Here is a 20371-nt window from a genome sequence, read left to right as displayed (position 1 = left end):
ATCCGGCGGGCGCCAGGTCGCCTGTTGACATGATTCCGCCAGACCGGTGCCGCATCGCAGAACCGTTCTGACGCGCGCCGCCATTACGGCCACAAGGCGCGCGCTTGCATCAGCCCCAATCGGATCACGAGCGACAGCCGCCTCGTAAACCACTGCAGATCAGGGGATTTTTGGGATGGTATGTCGTGCGACAGGAACTGGCGGAGCGGGAGGGATTCGAACCCTCGATACGCTTTTGACGTATACTCACTTTCCAGGCGAGCGCCTTCGACCACTCGGCCACCGCTCCGCATGTCCTGGACGGAAGCGGCTGCCTAGAGCGTCGGGCGGCCATGCGCAAGGCGGGAACGGTTGCGCCGGTGCATTCCCCTGTGTCACTCTCGCCGCCATGCTCATTCCCTTCCTGCTGTTCGCCGCGCAAGCCGCCCCCGCCGCCCCGGCTGCACCGCCACCCCCGCCCCTGCCGTCCGATCCGATCGCCGGCGACTGGCGACCGATTCCCGATGACGAGCTGATGGTGATGACGCTCGACGGCGATCGCCGGGTCGTGATCCGGCTCGCCGCGCGGTTCGCGCCGGCGCATCTCGCCAACATCCGCGCGCTGGCGCTGGCGCATTGGTGGGACGCGACCAGCGTGTACCGCGTGCAGGAGAATTGGGTCGCGCAATGGGGCGATGCGACCGAGAAGAAGCCGCTGCCCGCCGGGATCGTTGATCGCCCCCCGCCCGAGTTCGAGATCGCCGATTTCGCACCCGCGCAGACGCTGCCGCGCCCCGACGCCTATGCGCTGTATGCCGGCATCACCGCCGATGGCTGGCCGATCGCGGGCAACGGACAGCAGGCCTGGCTGACCCATTGCTACGGCATGGTCGGGGTCGGCCGTGACGCCTTGCCCAGCACCGGCAACGGCGCGGAACTGTTCACTCCGATCGGCCAGTCGGCGCGGCGGCTCGATCGCAACTATACCGTCGTCGGGCGGATCATCGAGGGAATGAAATACATGTCCGCGCTGCCGCGCAGCGACGCGACGATGGGCTTCTACGCCACCGAAGCGGAGCGCATGCCGATCGTGTCGGTGCGGCTGGCCAGCGACATGCCGGCGGCGGCACGGCCTCGCTACGAATATCGCGCGGCGGACAATCCACGCTTCGCCGCGCTGATCGCCATGCGCGAGACCCCGGCGGCGCCGACCGTGCGCACCGGGCAGACGGTGTGCGACGTGCCGCTGGCGACGCGCCCGGTCGGCGCACCCTGAGCTAGCTCAGCGCCCGACCCAGTCGGCGACGTCGCTCGCCACCTGGTTGGCCGCCTGGTTGATGCCGATCCCGACGGCGCCCGCCTCGATCGCGGCGATCGGCACGCGCGTCTCGAAGCGGCGCTTCTCGACCACCGTGCCGGTGGTGCGGATCAGCGCGGCATCGAACGTCACCACCGCTTCGCTGCGCGTCGCATCGACGCCGAACGCGCGCAATTCGCCCGACAGGCGCGCGCCGGGATCGGAAAAGGACTGCGCAGTGCTGAGCACGACGCGCCCGGTCTTCGCCGTCACGGTATCCGCCATCAGCCGCGCGAACAGCCGCGCGGGCAGCTCGACCCATTGCGCATCGGGCACATAGGCCAGCGTCGTCTCGCTCGACTGGACCGGCACGCGCGTCGTCGCCAGCGCCTGCGCGAAGCTCGGCACGGCAATGGTGATCGTCGGCGCATTGGCCGAGCTCTGCGTCTGGCCGGCGGCGACCGTTTGCGCCGCGGTGAGCGTCAGCAGCGAGGGCGGCGGCTTGGCGCCGAAGCTGATGCACGCCGACAGCGGCAGCAGGGCGATCAGCGCGAGCGTCTTCTTCATCGGGAGCCTCACTTCTTTTTGCCTTTATAATCGGGCAGCTTGGGCGAGCCGATCAGGGTCGATGCGCCGCCCTGATCGATCTTCTCGGCGACCGAGGTCAGCGCCGAGGACATCACGCGCAGATCGCGCACCAATTGCCCGACCTCGGGGATGGTCTGCTTGCTGAACGCCTGCAGCCCGGGCCGCGCATCGCCGATCGCGGCGTTGAGATTCTCCATGCTCGCCTGCGCCGAGGCGACCGCCTTGTTGAGATTGGCCGCCGCCGGGCGGACATCTTCCGCCAGCAGGCTGTTGGTGGTGCCCGCCAGCACGCCGATCTGTTCGGCGGCGATGCCGGCCTTCTGCACCGCAAGCCGCGTCTCGGCGAGCGTGGCGGCGATTTCCGGCCCGCGATCGGCCAGCGCATCGGTCAGGCGATTGGTGTTGGCCAGGATGCCAGCGATCGAATTCTGGTTGCGGTCGCTGAGCATGTCGGTGAGCCGCTCGGTCAACGTCGACAGCCGCTCGAGCAGCTGTGGTGCGGAGCTCAGCAGCGCGCCGAGGCCGCCGGCCTTGGTCGGGATCACCGGCACGCCGAACGGGCAGGCGCTCTGCACGTCGTTGGCCGGGCAGGCGATCGGCGGCGCACCTTTCTTGGCGCCGTCGAGCTGGATCGTGCTGGTGCCGGTGAAGCTGCCCTGGACGGTCGCGGTGGTGCCTTCCAGCACCGGCGTCTCATCCTTGACGGTGATGCGCACGCGGACGAACTGCGGATCCTTCTTCCACAGCGCGATCTCCTTCACCTGGCCGAGCGGCACGCCGGAATAGGCGACGATCGAGCCCTTGTTCAGGCCATCGACGGACTGTTTGAAGAAGATGTCATATTCCTTCTCCGACGTGCCGTTGAGCCGCGCGATCCACACCGTGAACAGCGCCAGCACGGCCAGCAGGATCAGCACCACGGCACCGACCAGCACATGGTTCGAACGGGTTTCCATCAGCCTTCAGCCCCTGCTTCGTGTCGGCCCAGCCGCGGCGAATCGGGCGATGCGCGATCCTGCTGCTGGTCCTGGGCCTCGGCCCGTTCTTCGTTCCGCTCGATCGCCGCGGTGGCGGCGCGGCCGCGCGGGCCGTTGAAATATTCCTGGATCCACGGATGGTCCATCGCCAGCAGCTCGGGAATCGTCCCCACCGCGATCACCTTCTTGTCGGCGAGCACGGCGATGCGATCGCAAATCGCGTACAACGTGTCGAGATCGTGCGTGATCAGGAACACGGTGAGGCCCAGCGTCTTCTGCAGCGACTTGGTCAGCTCGTCGAACGCCGCCGCGCCGATCGGATCGAGCCCCGCGGTCGGTTCGTCGAGGAACAGCAATTCCGGATCCATCGCCAGCGCGCGGGCGAGGCCGGCGCGCTTCTTCATGCCGCCGGACAGTTCGGAGGGAAATTTCGGCCCGGCATCGGCGGGCAGACCGGACATTACCACCTTATAGGCGGCAATCTCGTCCATCAGCGCGGGATCGAGCTCGGGATAGAACTCGCGCAGCGGCACCTGCACGTTCTCGGCCACGGTCAGCGTCGAGAACAAGGCGCCGCCCTGGAACAGCACGCCCCAGCGTTTGCGGATGTCGACGGCATCGGTTTCGTCGCGGCCGATCGTCTGCTCGCCGAACACGGTGATGTCGCCCTCGAGCGGCGTCTGCAGCCCGACGATCGAGCGCATCAGCACCGATTTGCCCGTGCCCGATCCGCCGACCACGCCGAAGATCTCGCCGCGCTTCACATCGAGATCGAGCCCGTCATGCACGATCTGCTCGCCAAAGCCGTTCTTCAGCCCGCGCACCGTGATGATGTTGTCGTCGTCCGCCGGCATCAGATCCACCCCACCCAGGTGAAGAACACCGCGAAGAACGCATCCAGCACGATGACCAGGAAGATCGCCTGGACCACCGCGGCGGTGGTGCGGATGCCGACCTGCTCCGAATCGGATTCGACCGACATGCCCTGGAAGCAGCCGGAAATGGCAATGATCGCGCCGAATACCGGGGCCTTCACCAGGCAGACGTACAGATCGGTGATCGGCACGACCTCGCGGATCCGCTGGATGAACGTGACCGGCGGGATATCGAGCGACACCCAGCTGAGGATCCCGCCGCCGATGATCGCGATCAGCGACGAATAGAAGGCCAGCAACGGCATCATCAGCACCACGGCCAAGGTGCGCGGCACGACCAGCGCCTCCATCGGCGACACGCCGATCGTGCGCATCGCATCGACTTCCTCGGTCAGCTTCATCGTGCCGAGCTGCGCGGCGAACGCCGAGCCGGAACGCCCGGCGACCATGATCGCGGTCATCAGCACGCCCAGTTCGCGTAGCGTCAATCGCCCGACCAGGTTGATCGTGAACACCTCGGCACCGAACTGGCGCAGCTGCACCGCGCCCTGCTGCGCGATGACGATACCGATCAGGAAGCTCATCAGCCCGATGATGCCGAGCGCCGAGACGCCGACCACCTCGAAGCGCATTACCGTGGCGTTGAAGCGAAAGCGGCTGGGATGGCGCAGCAACGTGCCGAACGCGATCACGGTCGCGCCCATGAAGCCGAGCAGGCCGTACATCGTCTGCAGCGCGACCATCGTCGCATCGCCGATTTCGCCCAGCACGCGGTTGAAGCCGCCGACATGGGCGGGGCGCATGGCCACGACCTGATCGGCATTCTTCACCTGCGTCAGCAGATGCTGCTGATCGTCGTCGAGCCCGGCGATCTCGGCATTCTTCTCGGCGGAAAAGCGGTGCACGATCCAGGCACCGACCGTGTCCATGCGCTCGATCCCGCTCAGATCGAGCGTCGAGACCGATCCCTCATAGGCGCGCAGCCGCTGCGCCAGATCGCCGATCCGCGCCAATGTCAGATTGCCGCTGAATTTCAGGATACCGGATTCGTCGGGCGAAAAGGTGGCGGTCTGACTCATCGACTCGACCCATGCTGCAATCGCACTGGATCGGCAAGCGGGTTGCGGCGTAAGGAAGGCCGATGATCAACATCGCCATCTACGACATGGACAAGACGATCACCGTCGCGCCGACCTGGACCGCCTTTGCCGTCGGCGCCGCGCCCAAGTGGCGACTCGCCTTGCTGCCGCTCGCCGGGCTGGCGACCGCCGCCTATGGCGCCAAGCTGATCGATCGCGCGCGGCTGAAACAGGTCACGCAGCGGCTGCTGCTCGGCCATACGCTGGCCGAGGCGCGCGCCACCGCCTCGGCAGAACGCTTCGCCGGGCGCGTCGCGGTGTTTCCCGGCGCCGAGGCGCGCATCGAGCAGGATCGCGCCGCCGGCTACCGGCTGGTGATGGCGACCGCCTCGTACCGCTTCTACGTCACCGCGATCGCCACGCGGCTGGGCTTCGACGACGTCATCGCCACCAATTCGCAGGCCGGCAGCGGCGGCGTGCGCGCGCGCATTGCCGGCGAGAATTGCTACGGGCCAGCGAAATTGCGCATGATCGAGGCCTGGCTGGCCGAGGAAGGCATCGCCCGCGCCGACGCGCATATCCGCTTCTATTCCGATCACGTGTCGGATGCGCCGGCGCTGGACTGGGCGGACGAGGCGTTCGCGGTCAATCCGCACGCCCCGTTGCGCGCGCTGGCCAAGTCGAAGGGCTGGACGATCATCGACTGGTAAGGAAAGGCGCGCCTCACAACCAGCGATCCGCGCTATGGATCGCCAGTCCGACCAGCCCGCCGACCAGCGTGCCGTTGACGCGGATATATTGCAGATCCTTGCCGACGGCATTTTCCAATCGGCCGGTGATCGTCTCCGCATCCCAGCCGCGCACCGTTTCCGACACCAGCCGGACGATCCCGTCGCCATAATCCGCCGCAGTGCCGACCACCGCGCGGCGCACGAAGCGGTTGATCGTCGCGCGCAGCCGCGGATCGCCCTGCAGCGTCTCACCCAATTGGCGCAGCGCATCGCCGACCTGCCCGCCGAGCAGCTTTTCGGGATCGCGCGCGATGCGCAGCATGGCGCTGCGCGCCTGTTCCCACAGGCCGTTGATCCAGCGCTGCATCGCCGGATTCTCCAGCATGGCAAGTTTCAGCGCATCGACCCGCGCGGCCATCTCAGGCGAATGCTGCAAATCGTCGGCAAGCGTCGCCAGCGCTTCCTCGGCGCGTTCGCGCAGCGGATGATCGGGATTCTCGCCCATCTGCTGCAACAGGCCCTTCAGTCCGTCGATGATCTTGTTCGACAGCGTCTCGTCCAGCCCGGTCCAGCGCATCACCGCGCCGGCGCGCTCGTGCACCATATTGCGCACCAGCTGCTCGTTGGTCTCGAGGATCTGCCCGGCCGCGCGGACGATGCCGTCGAGGATCGGCAGGTGCCGATTCTCCGCCATCGCCGCGCTCAGCGCCTGGCCGAGCAAGGGCGCGAGCTTGAGCCCGCGCACCTGCTGCACCATCGCGCCGCGCACCATGCCGCCCAGGCGCTCCTGATCGAGCGACTGCAGCACCTCGATCGCCAGACGCGAGGTGCCGCGCGTGAGCCGCTTGCTCGAGGCGCCGGGATTGGCCAGCCAGGCGCCGGCGATGCTGGCAATGTCCATCCGCCGCATCCGCCTGGAGATCACCACGGGGGTGAGGAAATTGTCGCGCAGGAACGCCGCCAGCGTGTCGCCGATGCGATCCTTGTTGCGCGGGATGATCGCGGTATGCGGGATCGGCAGCCCGAGCGGATGGCGGAACAGCGCGGTCACCGCGAACCAGTCGGCCAGCCCGCCGACCATCGCGGCCTCGGCAAAGGCGCGGATATAGCCATAGGCCGGGTGCCCGTCCTCCAGCGCGCGCGTGGCGATGAAGATCGCCGCCATCGCCACCAACAGCCCGGTGGCGACGATCCGCATCTGCCTGAGCCCGGCAGGCGGCGGCTCGGACAGGCGGGAGACGCGGGACAGCTTCATGCCAAGACCAATCCCCGAAACCGGCGAAGGTTCAAGGGCCATGGTCGATTCCGCCCGCGCGACCGGCCCGGCGGCGGCGCTATTCGGCAGGCTGCGGTGCGTCGCTGCCCGGGCCGCGCGGCAGGCTCGGCCGCGTGCCGGGCAGCGCCGCGTGCGGATCGTGATCGAGCACCGGCTTGCCGTCGTCGCCCGGCTTGAACGAGATCAGCCGGCTGCCGAGCTTGCGCCCGATCGCCCGTTCCACGCCCAGCGCAAGGCTGAAACTCGACGGCACGATCAGCAGCGTCAGCACGGTCGACAGGATCAGCCCGCCCATCACCGTCACGCTCATCGGCGCGCGGAACGAGGAATCGCCGGTCAGCGACAGCGCGGTCGGCATCATGCCGGCGACCATTGCCACCGTGGTCATCACGATCGGCTGCGCGCGCTTGTGCCCGGCATCGAGGATCGCATCGAACCGCCGCACGCCCTTGCTCATCTCCTCGAGTGCGAAATCGACCAGCAGGATCGAGTTCTTGGCGACGATGCCGAGCAGCATCAGCAACCCGATATAGACCGGCAGCGACACCGACATGCCGGCGATCTTGAGCGCGATGCACGCGCCGAGCGGCGCCAGGAACAGCGACCCCAGATTGACGAACGGCGGCAGGAAGCGGCGATAGAGCAGCACCAGCACGGCGAACAGCAGCAGGAAGCCGGAAGCGACGGCGATGATGATGTTGGTCACCAGCTCGGCCTGCGCCTTGGACTGGCCGACGGTTAGCCGCGAGACGCCAACCGGCAGGTTCTGCATCGCCGACAGCGCGTTGATCTTCTTCATCGCATCGCCCTCGACGATCCCGGGCGAGAGATCCGCGCCGATCGTCAGCTGGCGCTGCTGCGCGATCCGCTCGATCTCGGTCGGGCCGGCGCCGAAGCCGATCTCGGCCACCACTTTCAGCGGCACCGAGCCGCCGGTCTGCGTCGGCACGGCGAGATTCTCGATATTGGCGAGCCGCTCGCGCGCATTCTGCGCGAAGGCGACGCGGATCGGGATCTGCCGGTCGCTGAGCGAATAGCGCGCCGAATTCTGATCGATGTCGCCCATCGTCGCGACGCGGATCGCGTTGGACAGCGCCGAGGTGGTGATGCCGAGATCGGCGGCGAGATTGAGCCGCGGACGGATGACGATTTCCGGCCGGTTGAGCCCGCCCTCGATGCGCGGCGCCTGCAGCACGCGCAGCGTGGTCATCTGCGCGACGATCCGGTCCGCCGCCTGTTGCAGCAGCTCGGGATTGTCGCTGCCCAGCGTGATCGACAGATCGCGGCTCGGCCCGCCCCAGCCATTCTGGTTCTGGAACGAGACGCGCGCATCGGGGATCGCGGCAAGTTCGGGCGCGACCGAGCGTTCGAACTGCACGCTGGTCTGGGTGCGATCCTTGGCCAGCGTCGCGGTCACGCGCCCGCTGCCGACGAAGCTGCGCGCATAGGTCGCCACCACCATCGGCTTGTGCGCCGCGAGCATCTGCGAGACCTGCTCGACCACCTGTTCGGTGCGCTTGAGCGTCGAGCCCGGCGGCAGAGTGATCGTCACGGTCGAGCGGTCATTGTCCATCTGCGGCTGGAATTCCTGCGGCAGCGTGGCGAAGATCGCCACCGTGGCGACCAGGCACAAAGCGGCCACGCCCATCACCCACACGCGGTGATCGAGCAACCGCGCATAGTAACGCGCAATCCCGCCGCGCGCCTTGGCCGCGCGCATCCGCGTCAGGTCCACGGTCCAGCGCAGCGTCTTCATGTACAGCCGCATCACCAGCCCGTCGGGCTGGGTGCTTTCGCCGTGATGGCGCAGGAAATAGGCCGCGATCATCGGCGTCACCATGCGCGCGACGGCGAGGCTCATCAGCACCGCGGCAACCACGGTGAGCCCGAAATTCTTGAAGAACTGGCCGGAAATCCCCGGCATCACCGATACCGGCAGGAACACCGCGACAATCGACATGGTCGTGGCGAGCACCGCCAGGCCGATCTCGTCGGCGGCGTCGATCGACGCCTGATAGGCGGTCTTGCCCATCTTCATGTGGCGAACGATGTTCTCGATCTCGACGATCGCGTCGTCGACCAGCACGCCCGCGACCAGGCTGAGCGCGAGCAGCGTCATCTGGTTGAGGCTGAAGCCCATCAATTCCATGAAGAAGAAGGTCGGGATGGCGGACAGCGGGATGGCCAGTGCCGAGATCGCCGTCGCGCGCCAGTCGCGCAGGAACAGGAACACCACGAACACCGCGAGCACCGAGCCCTCGATCATCGCGTCGATCGCGCCGTGATAGGCAAGCTCGGTATCGTTGACGCTGGTCGACAGCATCGCGAAGCGCACCTTGGGGTTGCGCTTCTCCAGCTCCTTCAATTTCTCTTCCGCGGCATGGTAGACGGTCACGTCCGACGCGCCCTTGGAGCGCTTGAAATCGAACGACACGACCTGCTGCCCGTTATAGGCCGCGCGCGACGTCTGTTCGGCATAGGCATCGCGCACGTCGGCGATATCGGCCAGCCGCACGGTGCGCCCGGTGCCCAGGCTGATCTGCGTGTCGCCCAGCGTGCGCACGTCGATCGCATTGCCCAGCACGCGCACCGATTGCTCGGACCCGCCGATCTGCGCCTTGCCGCCAGTGGCGTTGACGTTCACCTGGCGCAGCTGCGCGTTCACCGCCGGCGCCGTCAGCCCCAACGCCTGCAGCTTGACCGGATCGAGGATCACGCGGATCTCGCGGCTCACCCCGCCGTTGCGCTCCACCCCGCCCATGCCGGGGATCGACAGCAATTCCTTGGCCACCGTATCGTCGATGTACCAGCTCAATTGCTCGACCGTCATGTCGCTGGTGATCGCCGAGAAATTGGCGATGTCGTTATCCGACGTATCGACGCGGCCGATCTGCGGCTCGAGGATGCCGTCGGGCAGGTTGCTGCGGATCTGCGTGATGGCGTCGCGCAGATCGTTGACCGCACGATCGATATTGGCGCCGATCTTGAGCTGCAGCACGGTTTCCGAACTGCCTTCCGACACGGTCGAGCGCAGCTCGTCGACGCCCTGCACGTTGCGCGCCGCGGCCTCGACCCGCTTGGTCACCTGCGTCTCGAGCTCGCTCGGCGCGGCCCCCGGCTGGCTGATCGCGACATAGGCGATCGGGAAATCGATATCGGGGTTCTGGTTGACGTCGAGCCGCGCGAAACTGACGATCCCGGCCAGCGTCAGCGCGACGAACAGCACGATCGGCGGCACCGGATTGCGGATCGACCAGGCCGATATGTTGCGGAAGCTCATGGCTCAGCCCTTGCTCGCCGCTGCCGGCGTGGCGGCGGGGGTGATCACCGGATTGATCTTCTGGCCCGGGTTGAGGAACGCGCCGGCCGACAGCACGACCCGTTCGGTGCCGCTCAGCCCCGATGCGATCGCCACGCCGGCGTCGGATACCGCGCCGACCTTCACGTCGCGCCGCGCGACCTTGTTGTCCGGCCCGACGACGAACACGTAATTGCCCTTGTCGTCACTCAGCACCGCCGATTCCGGCAATTGCGGCGCCTGGGCTGCGCCGCTCATGATGTTCGCCGCGGCGAACCCGCCGGGGCGCAAGGCCGGATTGTACGACAAGGCGATGCGCGCGACGCCCTGGCGGGTCTGCGGATCGATCACCGGCGAGATCTGCCACACCTGCCCCTGGAACGATTGCGCCCCGCCGACCGGGGTGACGCTGGCGCGCACGCCCACGCCGAGCCCGGCGAGATCCGCCTCGCTCAGCTGTGCGCGCATTTCCATCTCGCCGCCCTTGGCCATGCGGAACAGCACGCCCGATCCGGCGCTGACGATCTGCCCCGGCTCCACGGCCCGCGTCAGGATCAGGCCGGCGGCCGGTGCACGGATATCGAGCCGGCCGTTGCGCGCCTTCTGCTCGCCGAGCGAGGCTTGCGCGACGCTGACGCGCGCCCGCGCGGCATCGCGCGTCGCCGTACGGCGCTCGAGGTCGGCCTTGGAGATGAACCCGCGATCGACCAATTGTGCCGCGCGCTTCAGTTCCGATTCGGCAATCGCCAGGTCGGCGCGGGCGACGCCGATCTGCGCCGCGAGGCTCGCCGCCGTCTGCGCCTGGACCGAGCGATCGACCGTCGCCAGCACCTGCCCGGCGCCGACCCACTGGCCCTGCTCGACCAGCACGCGCGTCACCAGACCGCCCTCGCCCGCCACGCCGACCGGCATTTCGCGCCGTGCCGCGAGCGTGCCGGTGGCCGAGAGCACGCGCGAGACCAATTGGGTCCCGGGCACCGCCACGGTGACGCTCGGCAGCGCGGTCGCGCCCGGCGCCGCGGCGGCCGGCTCGGCCGCGCGCTTGGAGAAGAAATAGCCGGCAGCGAGCAGCACGAGCAGCGCCACCGCGCCGATCACCCACCAGTTGCGCTTCGGCCGCACGGTCTCGTCGGGCAGCGCGAGGCGGCCGTCATTGTCGAACGTTGCCGTCTCGTAATTCATACGTGCCACTTTCCGTCCGCCCCCGGCTGTCGGTGCCGTCTAACGCGGACTGTATTAGCGAAATAAGGCACCGACCTCAAGGCCTCTTCGCTCGTGCCGCGCAATGCCCGTTCGATCGCCAGATCGCAAGTCGAGCAACGCTTCGCAACCGTCTATTCACGCCGCCATCACGAAATCACGGCGAGCCAAAAACGTGTTGCATTATGGACACGCCGAGACGACCGTCCGCTGCCCGTCCTTCGCTTGGCGGGGCAACTTGAATTAAGGATGGATGATGCTCGCTGAGGGAATTATTGGTTGGATCTTGATCGGCCTGGTCGCCGGCATCTTGGGCAAGATCATCATGCCGGGGCGTGATCCCGGCGGCTTCATCGTGACGATCCTGATCGGCATCGCCGGCGCGCTGCTCGGCGGCTATCTCGCCCCGCTGGTTGGCTGGATCCCGCGCGCGACGTGGGAACGCTATGCCGCGGCGACTGCCGGCGCAGTGATCCTGCTCGCCGTCTATCGCCTGATGATGACGCGTCGCGTGCGCTGAACGACGACGCTGAACGGCCAAGCTGAACGGGAAGCACCAGTCCCGTTCAGCTTCCGTTGCCCTGATCGCTGGCACAGTCCAGCGACAGGCCGCCCGGCCTGAACGACGACAGGAGTTTTACCGATGAAATTGCTTGCGACCGCCGCCGTGTTGGCCGCCGCTCCCTTCGCCGCCGCCAGCGCGCAGACCGCGCCATCGGTCGTGCCGATGATCCAGGCCGACGGCACCGTGCTCGACATCACTGCCACTGGCGAGACGACGCGCGTGCCCGATGTGGCGACGATCCGCGCCGGCGTGGTGACGCAGAATGCCAGCGCCGCCGGCGCGCTTGCCGAAAACGCCGATCGCCTGGCCCGCGTCATGGCCGCGCTGAAGCGCGCCGGCGTCGCCGCGCGCGACATCGCCACCGCCAATGTCAGCCTGCAGCCGCAATATCGCTATGGCGACAACGTGCCCCCGGTGATCACCGGCTATCAGGCGAGCAACACCGTCTCGGTGCGGTTCCGCGCGATCGCGCAATCGGGGGCGATCCTCGATGCGCTGGTCAAGGAAGGCGCCAACCAGATCGACGGGCCCAATCTGTCGATCGACAAGCCCGAGGCCGCGCTCGACGAAGCACGCGCCGATGCGGTCAAGCGCGCCCGTGCCCGGGCCGAACTCTATGCCAGGGCGTCGGGCATGAGCGTGGTGCGCGTCGTGTCGATCGCCGAGAATGGCGAGAATGCCGGTGGCGCGCCGCCGCCGATGGCGTTCCGCATGGCCAAGGGGGCCGATTCCGCCACGCAGATCGCGCCAGGCGAAACCGATGTCACGGTGACGCTCAGCGTCCGCTTCCTGCTGAAGTGATCGTCTAACGCATAAGAAAAGGGCCGCCCGGTTGCCCGGACGGCCCTTTCTTTTGCAATACTGGGGTCGCGTTAGCGAACGCTGCCGCGACGCACCAGGTTGACGATCGCGAGCAGGATGATCGCGCCGATCAACGAATAGACGAACGTGGTGACCGTGATCGCTTGGTTGATCCCGCCGCCGAACAGGAACGATGCGATCACCGAACCGATGATGCCGACCACGATGTTGAGCAGGATGCCCTGCTGGCCATCGGTGCGCATGACCATGCTGGCGAGCCAGCCGACGACGCCACCAACGATGAGCCAGATGATGATACCCATGTTCTTGTCCCTCTGTTGACGCCCGCTGATCGGGCTACGGGAGGAAAGACTCGTAACTTGGGTTATTTGTTCCGGAAGCGGTTTGTTTTGCGCAAAAACACGAACGGCCCGCTCCTCGGCAGAGGAGCGGGCCGTTCTGTGGCGCGGCGCAAATTCAGTATTTTTGCTGGCGATCGTAGAGCGAGCGGTAATGCTGGATCCGCGTGACGCGCAGCCCCGGCATGCCCGACCGGTCGATCGCGCGCTGCCAGCCGGCGAATTCCTCGACCGTCAGGCCGTAGCGATCGCACACCTCGTCGATCGACAGCAGCCCGCCATTCACCGCGGCGACCACTTCGGCCTTGCGCCGCACCACCCAGCGCGTCGTTTCCGGCGGCGGCAGGCTCTCCAGCGTCAGCGGTTCGCCAAGTGGCCCGATGACTTTTGCGGGGCGGATTTTCTGGTTCTCGATCATAATCAAACCTCGGATCGGGGCGGGGGCCCCCGTTCAACTGCATTCGCTTGGGGTAGAACGGCCTTTAGACCGCGGACTTGAACGCCGGCTAAAGCGGCTCGGTAAACATCGCCTTCACAACTCCTTCCAGCGGACCAGCGCCGCTGCCATCGCCGCATTGAACGCGCCATGCCGCGGGGCGAAGCGCAGTGCCGCCGCGGATAGCGCGCCGAGATGCGCGTGGAAGATGGCGGTGGGGCTCGCCGCCTGGCGCGCCGCGATCCCGACCATCATCACCGCCAGATCCGGCGGCATGATCGTCGTCTTTGCGTCGTGCTCGAAACGGGAAAAACTCAGGTCCACTCAAACGCCTTTACTCGGGGGTATCGTGGAGCCTGTGTTACGGGGTTAATCTGAAGGGGGCGTAAAGGCGGCGAAAATCCTTTCGCAAGCTTGTGTTTTGCAATGGGACAGATCGGGGCTTATGGCGCCGTTCCATGACCGAAATCGGCGATTTCCAGCTCGGCCCCGATCTGAAGGGCAAACGAATCGTCGTCGCGATGTCGGGCGGGGTCGATTCGTCGGTGGTCGCCGGGCTCGCCCAGCGCACCGGCGCGGAAACGATCGGCATCACGCTGCAGCTCTACGATCATGGCGAGGCGGTAGGCCGCTCGGGCGCATGTTGCGCCGGGCGCGACATCCGCGATGCGCGCGCGGTGTGCGACCGGCTCGGCATCGCGCACTATGTCTATGATCACGAATCGAGCTTCCGCGCGCAGGTGATCGACGGCTTTGCCGACGAATATCTTGCCGGGCGCACGCCGATCCCCTGCGTGCGCTGCAACATGGGGCCGAAATTCACCGATCTGTTCGCGCTCGCGCGCGATCTCGGCGCGGATTGCCTGGCGACCGGCCATTATGTCCGCCGCGTCGAGGGGCCGATCGGCGCCGAGCTGCACCGCGCGATCGATCCGGCGCGCGACCAGAGCTATTTCCTGTTCGCGACGACGCAGGATCAGCTCGATTATCTGCGCTTTCCCCTGGGCGGCCTGCCCAAGGCGCGGGTGCGCGAGCTGGCCGCCGAGTTCGGCCTCAGTGTCGCCGCCAAGCCCGACAGCCAGGATATCTGCTTCGTCCCCGATGGCGATTATGCCAGCCTGGTCCGCAAGCTCCGCCCCGAGGCCGAGGCCGGCGGCGCGATCGTCGATCTCGCCGGGCGGCAGCTCGGCACGCATGCCGGCATCGTCAATTTCACCGTCGGGCAGCGCCGCGGGCTGGAGATCGGCGGCAGCCCCGAACCGCTCTATGTCGTGCGGCTCGAACCCGAGACGCGCCGCGTCGTGGTCGGCCCGCGCATAGCGCTGGCGGTCGATGCCGCGCGGCTGACCGAGATCAACTGGCTCGGCGGCGATCATGCCGGGCCGCTGACCGCCAAGGTGCGCTCGATGGCCAAGCCGGTGCCCGCGCGGCTCGATGCCGGCCGGCTGCTGTTCGACGCGCCCGAATATGGCGTGTCGCCCGGCCAGGCGGCGGTGCTGTACGCCGGCGAGCGCGTGCTCGGCGGCGGCTGGATCGCCGCGACCGAACGGGCGCGTATCGCCGCCTAGCCGTCCGCCGGCGCGATCTTGTCGGGCAGCGCAAAGAGCCGCGAGAAGCGCGTCGCCAGCTCGACATTCCCGCTCATGCCGAGCGTGCCCGCAGCCACCGCCGCGGCCAGCGGCATCGCCCCGTAGAACACCGGCAGGAACGCACTGGTCTCGCCGGTCAGCACGGCGTCGGCCCCCGCGACCGGCGCGCGCGCCACCCCGATGTCGCCGGCCGCCACCTGCGCGCGATACGCCTCGCCGCGCAGTTCGAACCCGATCGTCGTCGCCAGATCGCCGACCCGGTCGCGCACCAGCAGCATCTTGAGCGACAACATCAGCGCGCTCGGCGAGAAATGCAGCATCGGATCGTGCCGCGGCGAGCGCAGCGCCCAGCGCCCCAGCCCGAGCACCACCGGCTCGCAGTCCCGCCCCCAGTCGGTCAGCGCATAGACCTGCGCGCGCGCCGGCGGCGGCAGCAGCGCGCGGCGCACGATCCCGGCACCGATCAGCCCTTCCAGGCGCTGCGTCAGCACATTGGCGCTGATCCCGGGCAGGCCAGCGCGCAAATCGCCGAACCGCCGGGGCCCGAGCAGCAGTTCGCGCACGATCAGCAGCGACCAGCGTTCGCCGACCAGTTCCATGCCCAGCGCGGTGCCGCAGGCATCGTCATACCATTTCCGGTCGCGCCCGTCATTCGTCTCGGTTACTTTTTCTAACTTCATAGTTGTTTTTAGTAACCGACACTGGCAACACCGTCAAACAGCGAGTCGCGAAACCAAGCTGTCTGCCGGACGGGAGAGACGTATGGCCAAGATGATCTTCGTGAACCTGCCCGTCGCCGATGTGGCTGCCTCGACCGTCTTCTACGAGGCGATCGGCATGGTGAAGAACCCGCATTTCTCCAACGATCAGGCATCGGCGATGACCTGGTCGGACACGATCCACTTCATGCTGCTCGATCACGCTTTCTATGCCACCTTCACGCCGAAGCGGATCATCGACGCACACGCCACCAGCGGCATGCTGCTCGCACTGTCGTTCGACAGCCGGGCGGCGGTCGATGCGATCACCCGGGCGGCGCTGGCGGCGGGCGGCGGCGAGCCGCACCCGCCCGAAGATCACGGCTTCATGTATTCGCGCGCCTTTACCGATCTCGACGGCCACGGCTTCGGCCCGTTCTGGATGGACCCGGCCGCCGCGGCGGACGGCCCCGAGCAGTTGGCCGGCGCCGACGCGTAACCCGCCACACGCCGCAGGAGGAATGGTCATGACGCCCACGATCACCGCGTTCAACTGGGTGCCCGATTTCGCCCGCTCCTATGTCCGCGACATGCGCGCGCGCTGGGCGTTCGAGGAAATTGGCGAGGATTACGCCGTCAGCGTGATCGATCACGCGACCGTCAAGGGCCCGGCGCATCGCCGCGTCCAGCCGTTCGGCCAGGTCCCGACCTATGCCGATGACGAGGTGGAGATCTTCGAATCCGGCGCGATCGCGCTGCATATCGCGCGCCGGGCGCCGGGGCTGCTGCCCGCCGACCGGGCCGGCCAGGCGCGCGCCGAGCAATGGGTGATCGCCGCGCTCAACTCGGTCGAGCCGATGATCATGCAGCTGGCGATGGTCGATATCTTCGAAGCCGACCGCCCCTGGTCAGCCGCGCGCCGCCCCCAGGTGGTCGAGGATATCCGCGGCCGGCTCGCCGATCTGTCGGCCGCGCTCGGCGACAAGGACTGGCTCGACGGCGCGTTCAGCGTCGGCGACCTGACGATGGTCTCGGTGCTGCGCGGGCTGCACGATAGCGGCCTGCTGGCCGAATTCCCCACGCTTGCCGCCTATGTCGCGCGCGGCGAGGCGCGCCCCGCCTATCGGCGGGCGCTGGCCGACCATCTCGCCGATTTCGAGGCCGAACCGGTTCCCGCCTGAGCAGGAGAAAGACGATGCGCTATATCCAGGGGTTCGTGCTCGCCGTGCCGAGCGCCAACAAACAGGCCTATATCGACCACGCGACCAAGTCCGTCCCCTTGTTCCGCGAGTTCGGCATCACGCGGATGGTGGAATGCTGGGGCGATGACGTGCCCGCCGGCAAGCTCAACGATTTCCGCACCGCGGTACAGGCCAAGGACGACGAGACGGTGGTGTTCAGCTGGATCGAATGGCCGTCCAAGGACATGTACCAAAGCGGCATGCAGCGCATGATGGAGGATCCGCGCATGGCCGAGATGGGCGAGATGCCGTTCGACGGCCAGCGCATGATCTTCGCCGGCTTCGTGCCCGAAATGGATCACGGGCCGGGTGGTGCCACCGGCTATATCGATGGCTTCCTGATTCCCGTCCTGCCGGACAGGAAGGACGCGTATTTCGAGATGGCCCGCAACGTCTCGCCGATGTTCCAGGAATTCGGCGCGACGCGCATCGTCGAGGCCTGGGGTGACGAAGTGCCGGCCGGCCAGGTCACCGATTTCTATCGCGCGGTCCATGCGCAGGATCACGAGAACTTGGTCTTTTCGTGGATCGAATGGCCCGACAAGGACACGCGCGTCGCCGGCATGAAGCGGATGACCGAAGACGAGCGCATGAAGACCCCGCCCGCCGACATGCCGTTCGATGGCAAGCGGATGATCTTCGGCGGCTTTGCGCCCGTTCTCGATCAATAGGAGACGCCCGCGATGACCAATCCCCATGGCACCCCGATCTGGTACGAACTGCTCTCGTCCGATGCCGATGCGTCGAAGGCGTTTTACGAACAGGTGATCGGCTGGACGATCCACGATGCCGAGCCCGGCGGCATGGATTACCGCATGATCCATGCCGGCGCGGGCGATTTCGCCGGCGGACTGATGGCGCTGACGCCCGAGATGCAGGGCGGCGGCGCCACGCCGGGCTGGCTCTTCTATATCGGCGTCGACGATGTCGATGCGAGCGTCGCCGGGATCGTGGCGGCGGGCGGCAGCGTGCGCATGCCGGCGATCGACATGGCCGGCGTCGGCCGGATGGCGCTGGTCGCCGATCCGCAGGGCATTCCATTCTATGTCATGCGCGGCGCGAGCGACGAGGACAGCACGGCATATGCGCCCACCGGGATGGGCAAGTGCAACTGGAACGAGCTGATGACGCCCGATCAGGCCGGCGCCAATGCTTTCTATGCGCAGGTGTTCGGCTGGACCTATCCCGACAAGATGCCGATGGGGGAGATGGGCGATTACATCTTCGTCGCGGTCGGCGACGAGACGATCGGCGCGACGATGACGGCGCCGCCCGGCCCCCCGCCGGCCTGGCAATTCTATTTCCGCACGCCCGATATCGACGTGGCGGCCGAGACGGTGAGGACGCGCGGCGGCACGGTCCATGCCGGGCCGATGGACGTGCCCGGGGGCGACCGCATCATCGTCGCCAGCGATCCGCACGGCACGATGTTCGGCGTGGTCGCGACGGCCGGGGGCGCTGCCGCGTGAATGTGGCACTCGAGCTCTTTGCCCACCCGCTCTCGTCCTATTGCTGGAAGGTGCTGATCGCGCTGTACGAGAACGACACGCCGTTCGCCTATCGCCAGATCGGCCCCGACCAGACGGAGAACGGCGCCGCGCTCGCCGCCGCCTGGCCGCTCGGCAAGTTCCCCGTGCTGCTCGACGATGCACGGCCGGTGCTCGAATCCTCGATCATCATCGAGCATCTGCAGCAACGCCATCCCGGCGCCGTGCGCTTCATCCCCGCCGATCCGGACGCGGCGCTGCGGGTCCGCCTGCTCGATCGCCTGTTCGACAATCACGTCATGGGCCAGATGCAGCGCGTGGTGAACGATGCGCTGCGCCCGCCCGAACGGCGCGACGTGATCGAGGTGGCAGAGGCCAGGGCCGCGCTCGACAGGGCCTATGCCTGGCTCGACCCGCAGCTCGCCGGCTGCACCTGGGCGGCTGGCGATTTCAGCCTCGCCGACTGCGCCGCCGCGCCGGCGTTATTCTATGCCGATTGGGTGCATGCGATCGATCCCGCCCATGCCCATCTCCGCGCCTATCGCGCCCGGCTGCTGGCGCGCCCGTCGGTCGCCCGCGCGGTCGACGAAGCCCGCCCCTACCGCGCCCTTTTCCCGCTCGGCGCCCCCGACCGCGACTGACAGGAGCCTGCCATGACCGACACGTACGAACTTTCCATCACCCGCCTGATCGACGCGCCGCGCGCCGCGGTCTGGGCGATCGCCACCGAACGCATGGCCGAATGGTGGTGCCCCAGGCCGTGGACGACCGAGATCATCGAACAGGATTGGCGCCCCGGTGGCCGCTCGGCGATGGTGATGCACGGACCGGACGGGGAAAGGCACGATCTCGAAGGCGTGTTTCTGGAGGTGGTGCACGAGAAGCATTTCATCACCACCGATGCGTTCGCCGCCGGCTGGATCCCGCGCACCCCGTTCATGACCGGCCTGTGGGAATTCGCCGAGGAGGACGGCAAGACCCGCTACACGGCCCGCGCCCGGCACTGGACGCCGGAGGCGCGCGACCAGCACGAACAGATGGGCTTCACCGACGGCTGGGGCAAATGCGCCGAGCAGCTGGCCGAGATCGCCGAGCGCGAGGCGAAATAGCTCCTCCCCGGAACGGGGAGGGGGACCGCCCGGCTTCTTCAGCCGGGTGGTGGAGGGGGCTATCCCCAAGCGCGACCGCCCGGTTGCCGGCCTACCCCCTTCCGTCGCGCACCGCGCGCCACCTCCCCGTACCGGGGAGGAAGCATCACGCGAACGCCACCGCGCTCTTCAGCTGCGTGTACGCCGCGATCACCTCCTGCAGCGCCTTCTCATGGCTGCGGTCGCCGCCGTTGCGATCGGGATGAAACTTGCGCACCAGTTCGGCATAGCGCGCGCGCAGGCCGCGCCGGTCGACGTCCGTCGCCAGCCCGAGGACCTTGAGCGAGCGCCGGTCGACCTCGGACAGCGGCCGCCCATCCTGCCGCGCCGCCTCCGCCTTGCGCTGGAAGCGCGCGCCGATCGCGTCCAGCGGATCGGCGAAGTCGGCCCATTTCGGCGGGCGATCCGCCCCGCCCGTGCCGGTGAACGCCCGCGTCTCGCGTTCCCAGCCGGCAAACGGGCGCTGCGCGTCGTGGATCTCGTCCGCGCTCATCCCGCTGAAGAAATTATAGCCGGCGTTGAACGCGCGGACATGATCGAGGCACAGCCAGCGATACGGCCGCGGCCCTTCGTGCCCGCCGCCCATGCCGTCGAGCAGCGGCGCGCGGAATTCGCCCGGCTCGGCACAGCCCGGCTCGGAGCACAACCGCCCGTCGCTCTCGATCCGCCCGTGGAATCGTGCCCCGGGCTTCTTTTCCGTCTCGCGTGTCACGCGGCTCCCCGAATGCCAAAAGGGGCTTATATAGG

Annotated in this window: 23 protein-coding genes and 1 tRNA gene; 11 read left to right on the top strand and 13 right to left on the bottom strand. The window is 67.6% G+C overall.

Annotation, left to right across the window (positions count from 1 at the left end; genetic code table 11):
- Positions 1 to 198: 198 nt before the first annotated feature.
- Positions 199 to 289 (bottom strand) — tRNA-Ser (locus NV401_RS04355).
- 99 nt (positions 290 to 388) lie between these two features.
- On the opposite strand from NV401_RS04355, the gene NV401_RS04350 reads away from it, so the two are divergent.
- Positions 389 to 1255 (top strand): peptidylprolyl isomerase, encoded by an 867-nt coding sequence (locus tag NV401_RS04350; RefSeq protein WP_261293170.1) that lies wholly within the window; start codon positions 389 to 391, stop codon positions 1253 to 1255.
- A 6-nt stretch (positions 1256 to 1261) separates the two neighbouring features.
- Here the strand turns inward: NV401_RS04350 and NV401_RS04345 are convergent, their stop codons facing one another.
- Genes NV401_RS04345 through NV401_RS04330 form a run of 4 tightly spaced genes read right to left on the bottom strand, consistent with a single transcriptional unit; the run spans position 1262 to position 4795 of the window.
- Positions 1262 to 1843 carry an ABC-type transport auxiliary lipoprotein family protein gene (locus NV401_RS04345; protein WP_261293169.1) on the bottom strand — a complete coding sequence of 194 codons (582 nt, stop codon included), beginning with the start codon at positions 1841 to 1843 and terminating at the stop codon, positions 1262 to 1264.
- Positions 1844 to 1851: 8 nt separating this feature from the next.
- Positions 1852 to 2820 (bottom strand): MlaD family protein, encoded by a 969-nt coding sequence (locus NV401_RS04340; protein ID WP_261293168.1) that lies wholly within the window; start codon positions 2818 to 2820, stop codon positions 1852 to 1854.
- The gene (locus NV401_RS04335; RefSeq protein WP_261293167.1) at positions 2820 to 3695 is read right to left on the bottom strand and encodes an ABC transporter ATP-binding protein; all 876 of its coding nucleotides are present in this window, start codon (positions 3693 to 3695) and stop codon (positions 2820 to 2822) included. The genes NV401_RS04340 and NV401_RS04335 overlap by 1 nt, the downstream gene beginning before the upstream one ends.
- Positions 3695 to 4795 carry an ABC transporter permease gene (locus tag NV401_RS04330; RefSeq protein WP_261293166.1) on the bottom strand — a complete coding sequence of 367 codons (1101 nt, stop codon included), beginning with the start codon at positions 4793 to 4795 and terminating at the stop codon, positions 3695 to 3697. Before NV401_RS04330 ends, NV401_RS04335 begins: the two co-directional genes overlap by 1 nt.
- 62 nt (positions 4796 to 4857) lie before the next feature.
- On the opposite strand from NV401_RS04330, the gene NV401_RS04325 reads away from it, so the two are divergent.
- Positions 4858 to 5505 carry an HAD family hydrolase gene (locus NV401_RS04325; protein ID WP_261293165.1) on the top strand — a complete coding sequence of 216 codons (648 nt, stop codon included), beginning with the start codon at positions 4858 to 4860 and terminating at the stop codon, positions 5503 to 5505.
- A 13-nt stretch (positions 5506 to 5518) separates the two neighbouring features.
- On the opposite strand, the gene NV401_RS04320 is transcribed toward NV401_RS04325, so the two are convergent.
- From NV401_RS04320 to NV401_RS04310, 3 genes are all read right to left on the bottom strand, one after another.
- Positions 5519 to 6781 (bottom strand): DUF445 domain-containing protein, encoded by a 1263-nt coding sequence (locus NV401_RS04320; RefSeq protein WP_261293164.1) that lies wholly within the window; start codon positions 6779 to 6781, stop codon positions 5519 to 5521.
- Positions 6782 to 6860: 79 nt separating this feature from the next.
- On the bottom strand, positions 6861 to 10082 hold the full coding sequence (locus NV401_RS04315) for an efflux RND transporter permease subunit (RefSeq protein ID WP_261293163.1): 3222 nt from the start codon (positions 10080 to 10082) through the stop codon (positions 6861 to 6863).
- Between the two features lie 3 nt (positions 10083 to 10085).
- Positions 10086 to 11282 (bottom strand): efflux RND transporter periplasmic adaptor subunit, encoded by a 1197-nt coding sequence (locus NV401_RS04310; RefSeq protein ID WP_261293572.1) that lies wholly within the window; start codon positions 11280 to 11282, stop codon positions 10086 to 10088.
- A gap of 274 nt (positions 11283 to 11556) precedes the next feature.
- Here NV401_RS04310 and NV401_RS04305 point away from each other — a divergent pair, with 274 nt between their 5' ends.
- Positions 11557 to 11820 (top strand): GlsB/YeaQ/YmgE family stress response membrane protein, encoded by a 264-nt coding sequence (locus tag NV401_RS04305; RefSeq protein WP_261293162.1) that lies wholly within the window; start codon positions 11557 to 11559, stop codon positions 11818 to 11820.
- Positions 11821 to 11943: 123 nt separating this feature from the next.
- Positions 11944 to 12666 carry an SIMPL domain-containing protein gene (locus NV401_RS04300; RefSeq protein ID WP_261293161.1) on the top strand — a complete coding sequence of 241 codons (723 nt, stop codon included), beginning with the start codon at positions 11944 to 11946 and terminating at the stop codon, positions 12664 to 12666.
- A 71-nt stretch (positions 12667 to 12737) separates the two neighbouring features.
- On the opposite strand, the gene NV401_RS04295 is transcribed toward NV401_RS04300, so the two are convergent.
- The 3 genes from NV401_RS04295 to NV401_RS04285 form a co-directional block, all read right to left on the bottom strand.
- On the bottom strand, positions 12738 to 12989 hold the full coding sequence (locus tag NV401_RS04295; RefSeq protein WP_261293160.1) for a GlsB/YeaQ/YmgE family stress response membrane protein: 252 nt from the start codon (positions 12987 to 12989) through the stop codon (positions 12738 to 12740).
- A 154-nt stretch (positions 12990 to 13143) separates the two neighbouring features.
- On the bottom strand, positions 13144 to 13443 hold the full coding sequence (sciP, locus tag NV401_RS04290; RefSeq protein ID WP_261293159.1) for a CtrA inhibitor SciP: 300 nt from the start codon (positions 13441 to 13443) through the stop codon (positions 13144 to 13146).
- Between the two features lie 114 nt (positions 13444 to 13557).
- Entirely contained in the window at positions 13558 to 13785 is a 228-nt protein-coding gene (locus tag NV401_RS04285) for a hypothetical protein (RefSeq protein WP_261293158.1), read from the bottom strand.
- Positions 13786 to 13919: 134 nt separating this feature from the next.
- On the opposite strand from NV401_RS04285, the gene mnmA reads away from it, so the two are divergent.
- Entirely contained in the window at positions 13920 to 15029 is a 1110-nt protein-coding gene (gene mnmA, locus NV401_RS04280) for a tRNA 2-thiouridine(34) synthase MnmA (protein ID WP_261293157.1), read from the top strand.
- Here the strand turns inward: mnmA and NV401_RS04275 are convergent.
- The gene (locus tag NV401_RS04275) at positions 15026 to 15730 is read right to left on the bottom strand and encodes a winged helix-turn-helix transcriptional regulator (RefSeq protein ID WP_261293156.1); all 705 of its coding nucleotides are present in this window, start codon (positions 15728 to 15730) and stop codon (positions 15026 to 15028) included. The genes mnmA and NV401_RS04275 overlap by 4 nt on opposite strands.
- 82 nt (positions 15731 to 15812) lie before the next feature.
- On the opposite strand from NV401_RS04275, the gene NV401_RS04270 reads away from it, so the two are divergent.
- Genes NV401_RS04270 through NV401_RS04240 form a run of 6 tightly spaced genes read left to right on the top strand, consistent with a single transcriptional unit; the run spans position 15813 to position 19585 of the window.
- Positions 15813 to 16247: a VOC family protein gene (locus tag NV401_RS04270; RefSeq protein ID WP_261293155.1), complete on the top strand. Its 435-nt coding sequence runs from the start codon at positions 15813 to 15815 to the stop codon at positions 16245 to 16247.
- 28 nt (positions 16248 to 16275) lie between these two features.
- Positions 16276 to 16929, top strand: coding sequence for a glutathione S-transferase family protein (locus tag NV401_RS04265; RefSeq protein ID WP_261293154.1), 654 nt, complete (start codon positions 16276 to 16278; stop codon positions 16927 to 16929).
- 14 nt (positions 16930 to 16943) lie between these two features.
- Positions 16944 to 17660, top strand: a complete 717-nt coding sequence (locus NV401_RS18830) for a DUF1428 domain-containing protein (RefSeq protein WP_449325408.1) — start codon at positions 16944 to 16946, stop codon at positions 17658 to 17660.
- A 12-nt stretch (positions 17661 to 17672) separates the two neighbouring features.
- Complete coding sequence (locus NV401_RS04250) at positions 17673 to 18458, top strand: VOC family protein (protein WP_261293153.1); 786 nt, start codon at positions 17673 to 17675, stop codon at positions 18456 to 18458.
- Positions 18459 to 18460: 2 nt separating this feature from the next.
- Positions 18461 to 19117: a glutathione S-transferase family protein gene (locus NV401_RS04245; protein WP_261293152.1), complete on the top strand. Its 657-nt coding sequence runs from the start codon at positions 18461 to 18463 to the stop codon at positions 19115 to 19117.
- A 12-nt stretch (positions 19118 to 19129) separates the two neighbouring features.
- Entirely contained in the window at positions 19130 to 19585 is a 456-nt protein-coding gene (locus tag NV401_RS04240; RefSeq protein WP_261293151.1) for an SRPBCC family protein, read from the top strand.
- Between the two features lie 145 nt (positions 19586 to 19730).
- On the opposite strand, the gene NV401_RS04235 is transcribed toward NV401_RS04240, so the two are convergent.
- Complete coding sequence (locus NV401_RS04235; protein WP_261293150.1) at positions 19731 to 20336, bottom strand: J domain-containing protein; 606 nt, start codon at positions 20334 to 20336, stop codon at positions 19731 to 19733.
- Between the last annotated feature and the right edge of the window lie 35 nt (positions 20337 to 20371).

Origin of the sequence: Sphingomonas hylomeconis (genome assembly GCF_025370105.1) — a bacterium.
Taxonomy (GTDB): Bacteria; Pseudomonadota; Alphaproteobacteria; order Sphingomonadales; family Sphingomonadaceae; genus Sphingomonas; species Sphingomonas hylomeconis.
The sequence above is the reverse complement of the archived record's forward strand: the minus strand, read 5'-3'. Positions and strand labels throughout refer to the sequence as shown.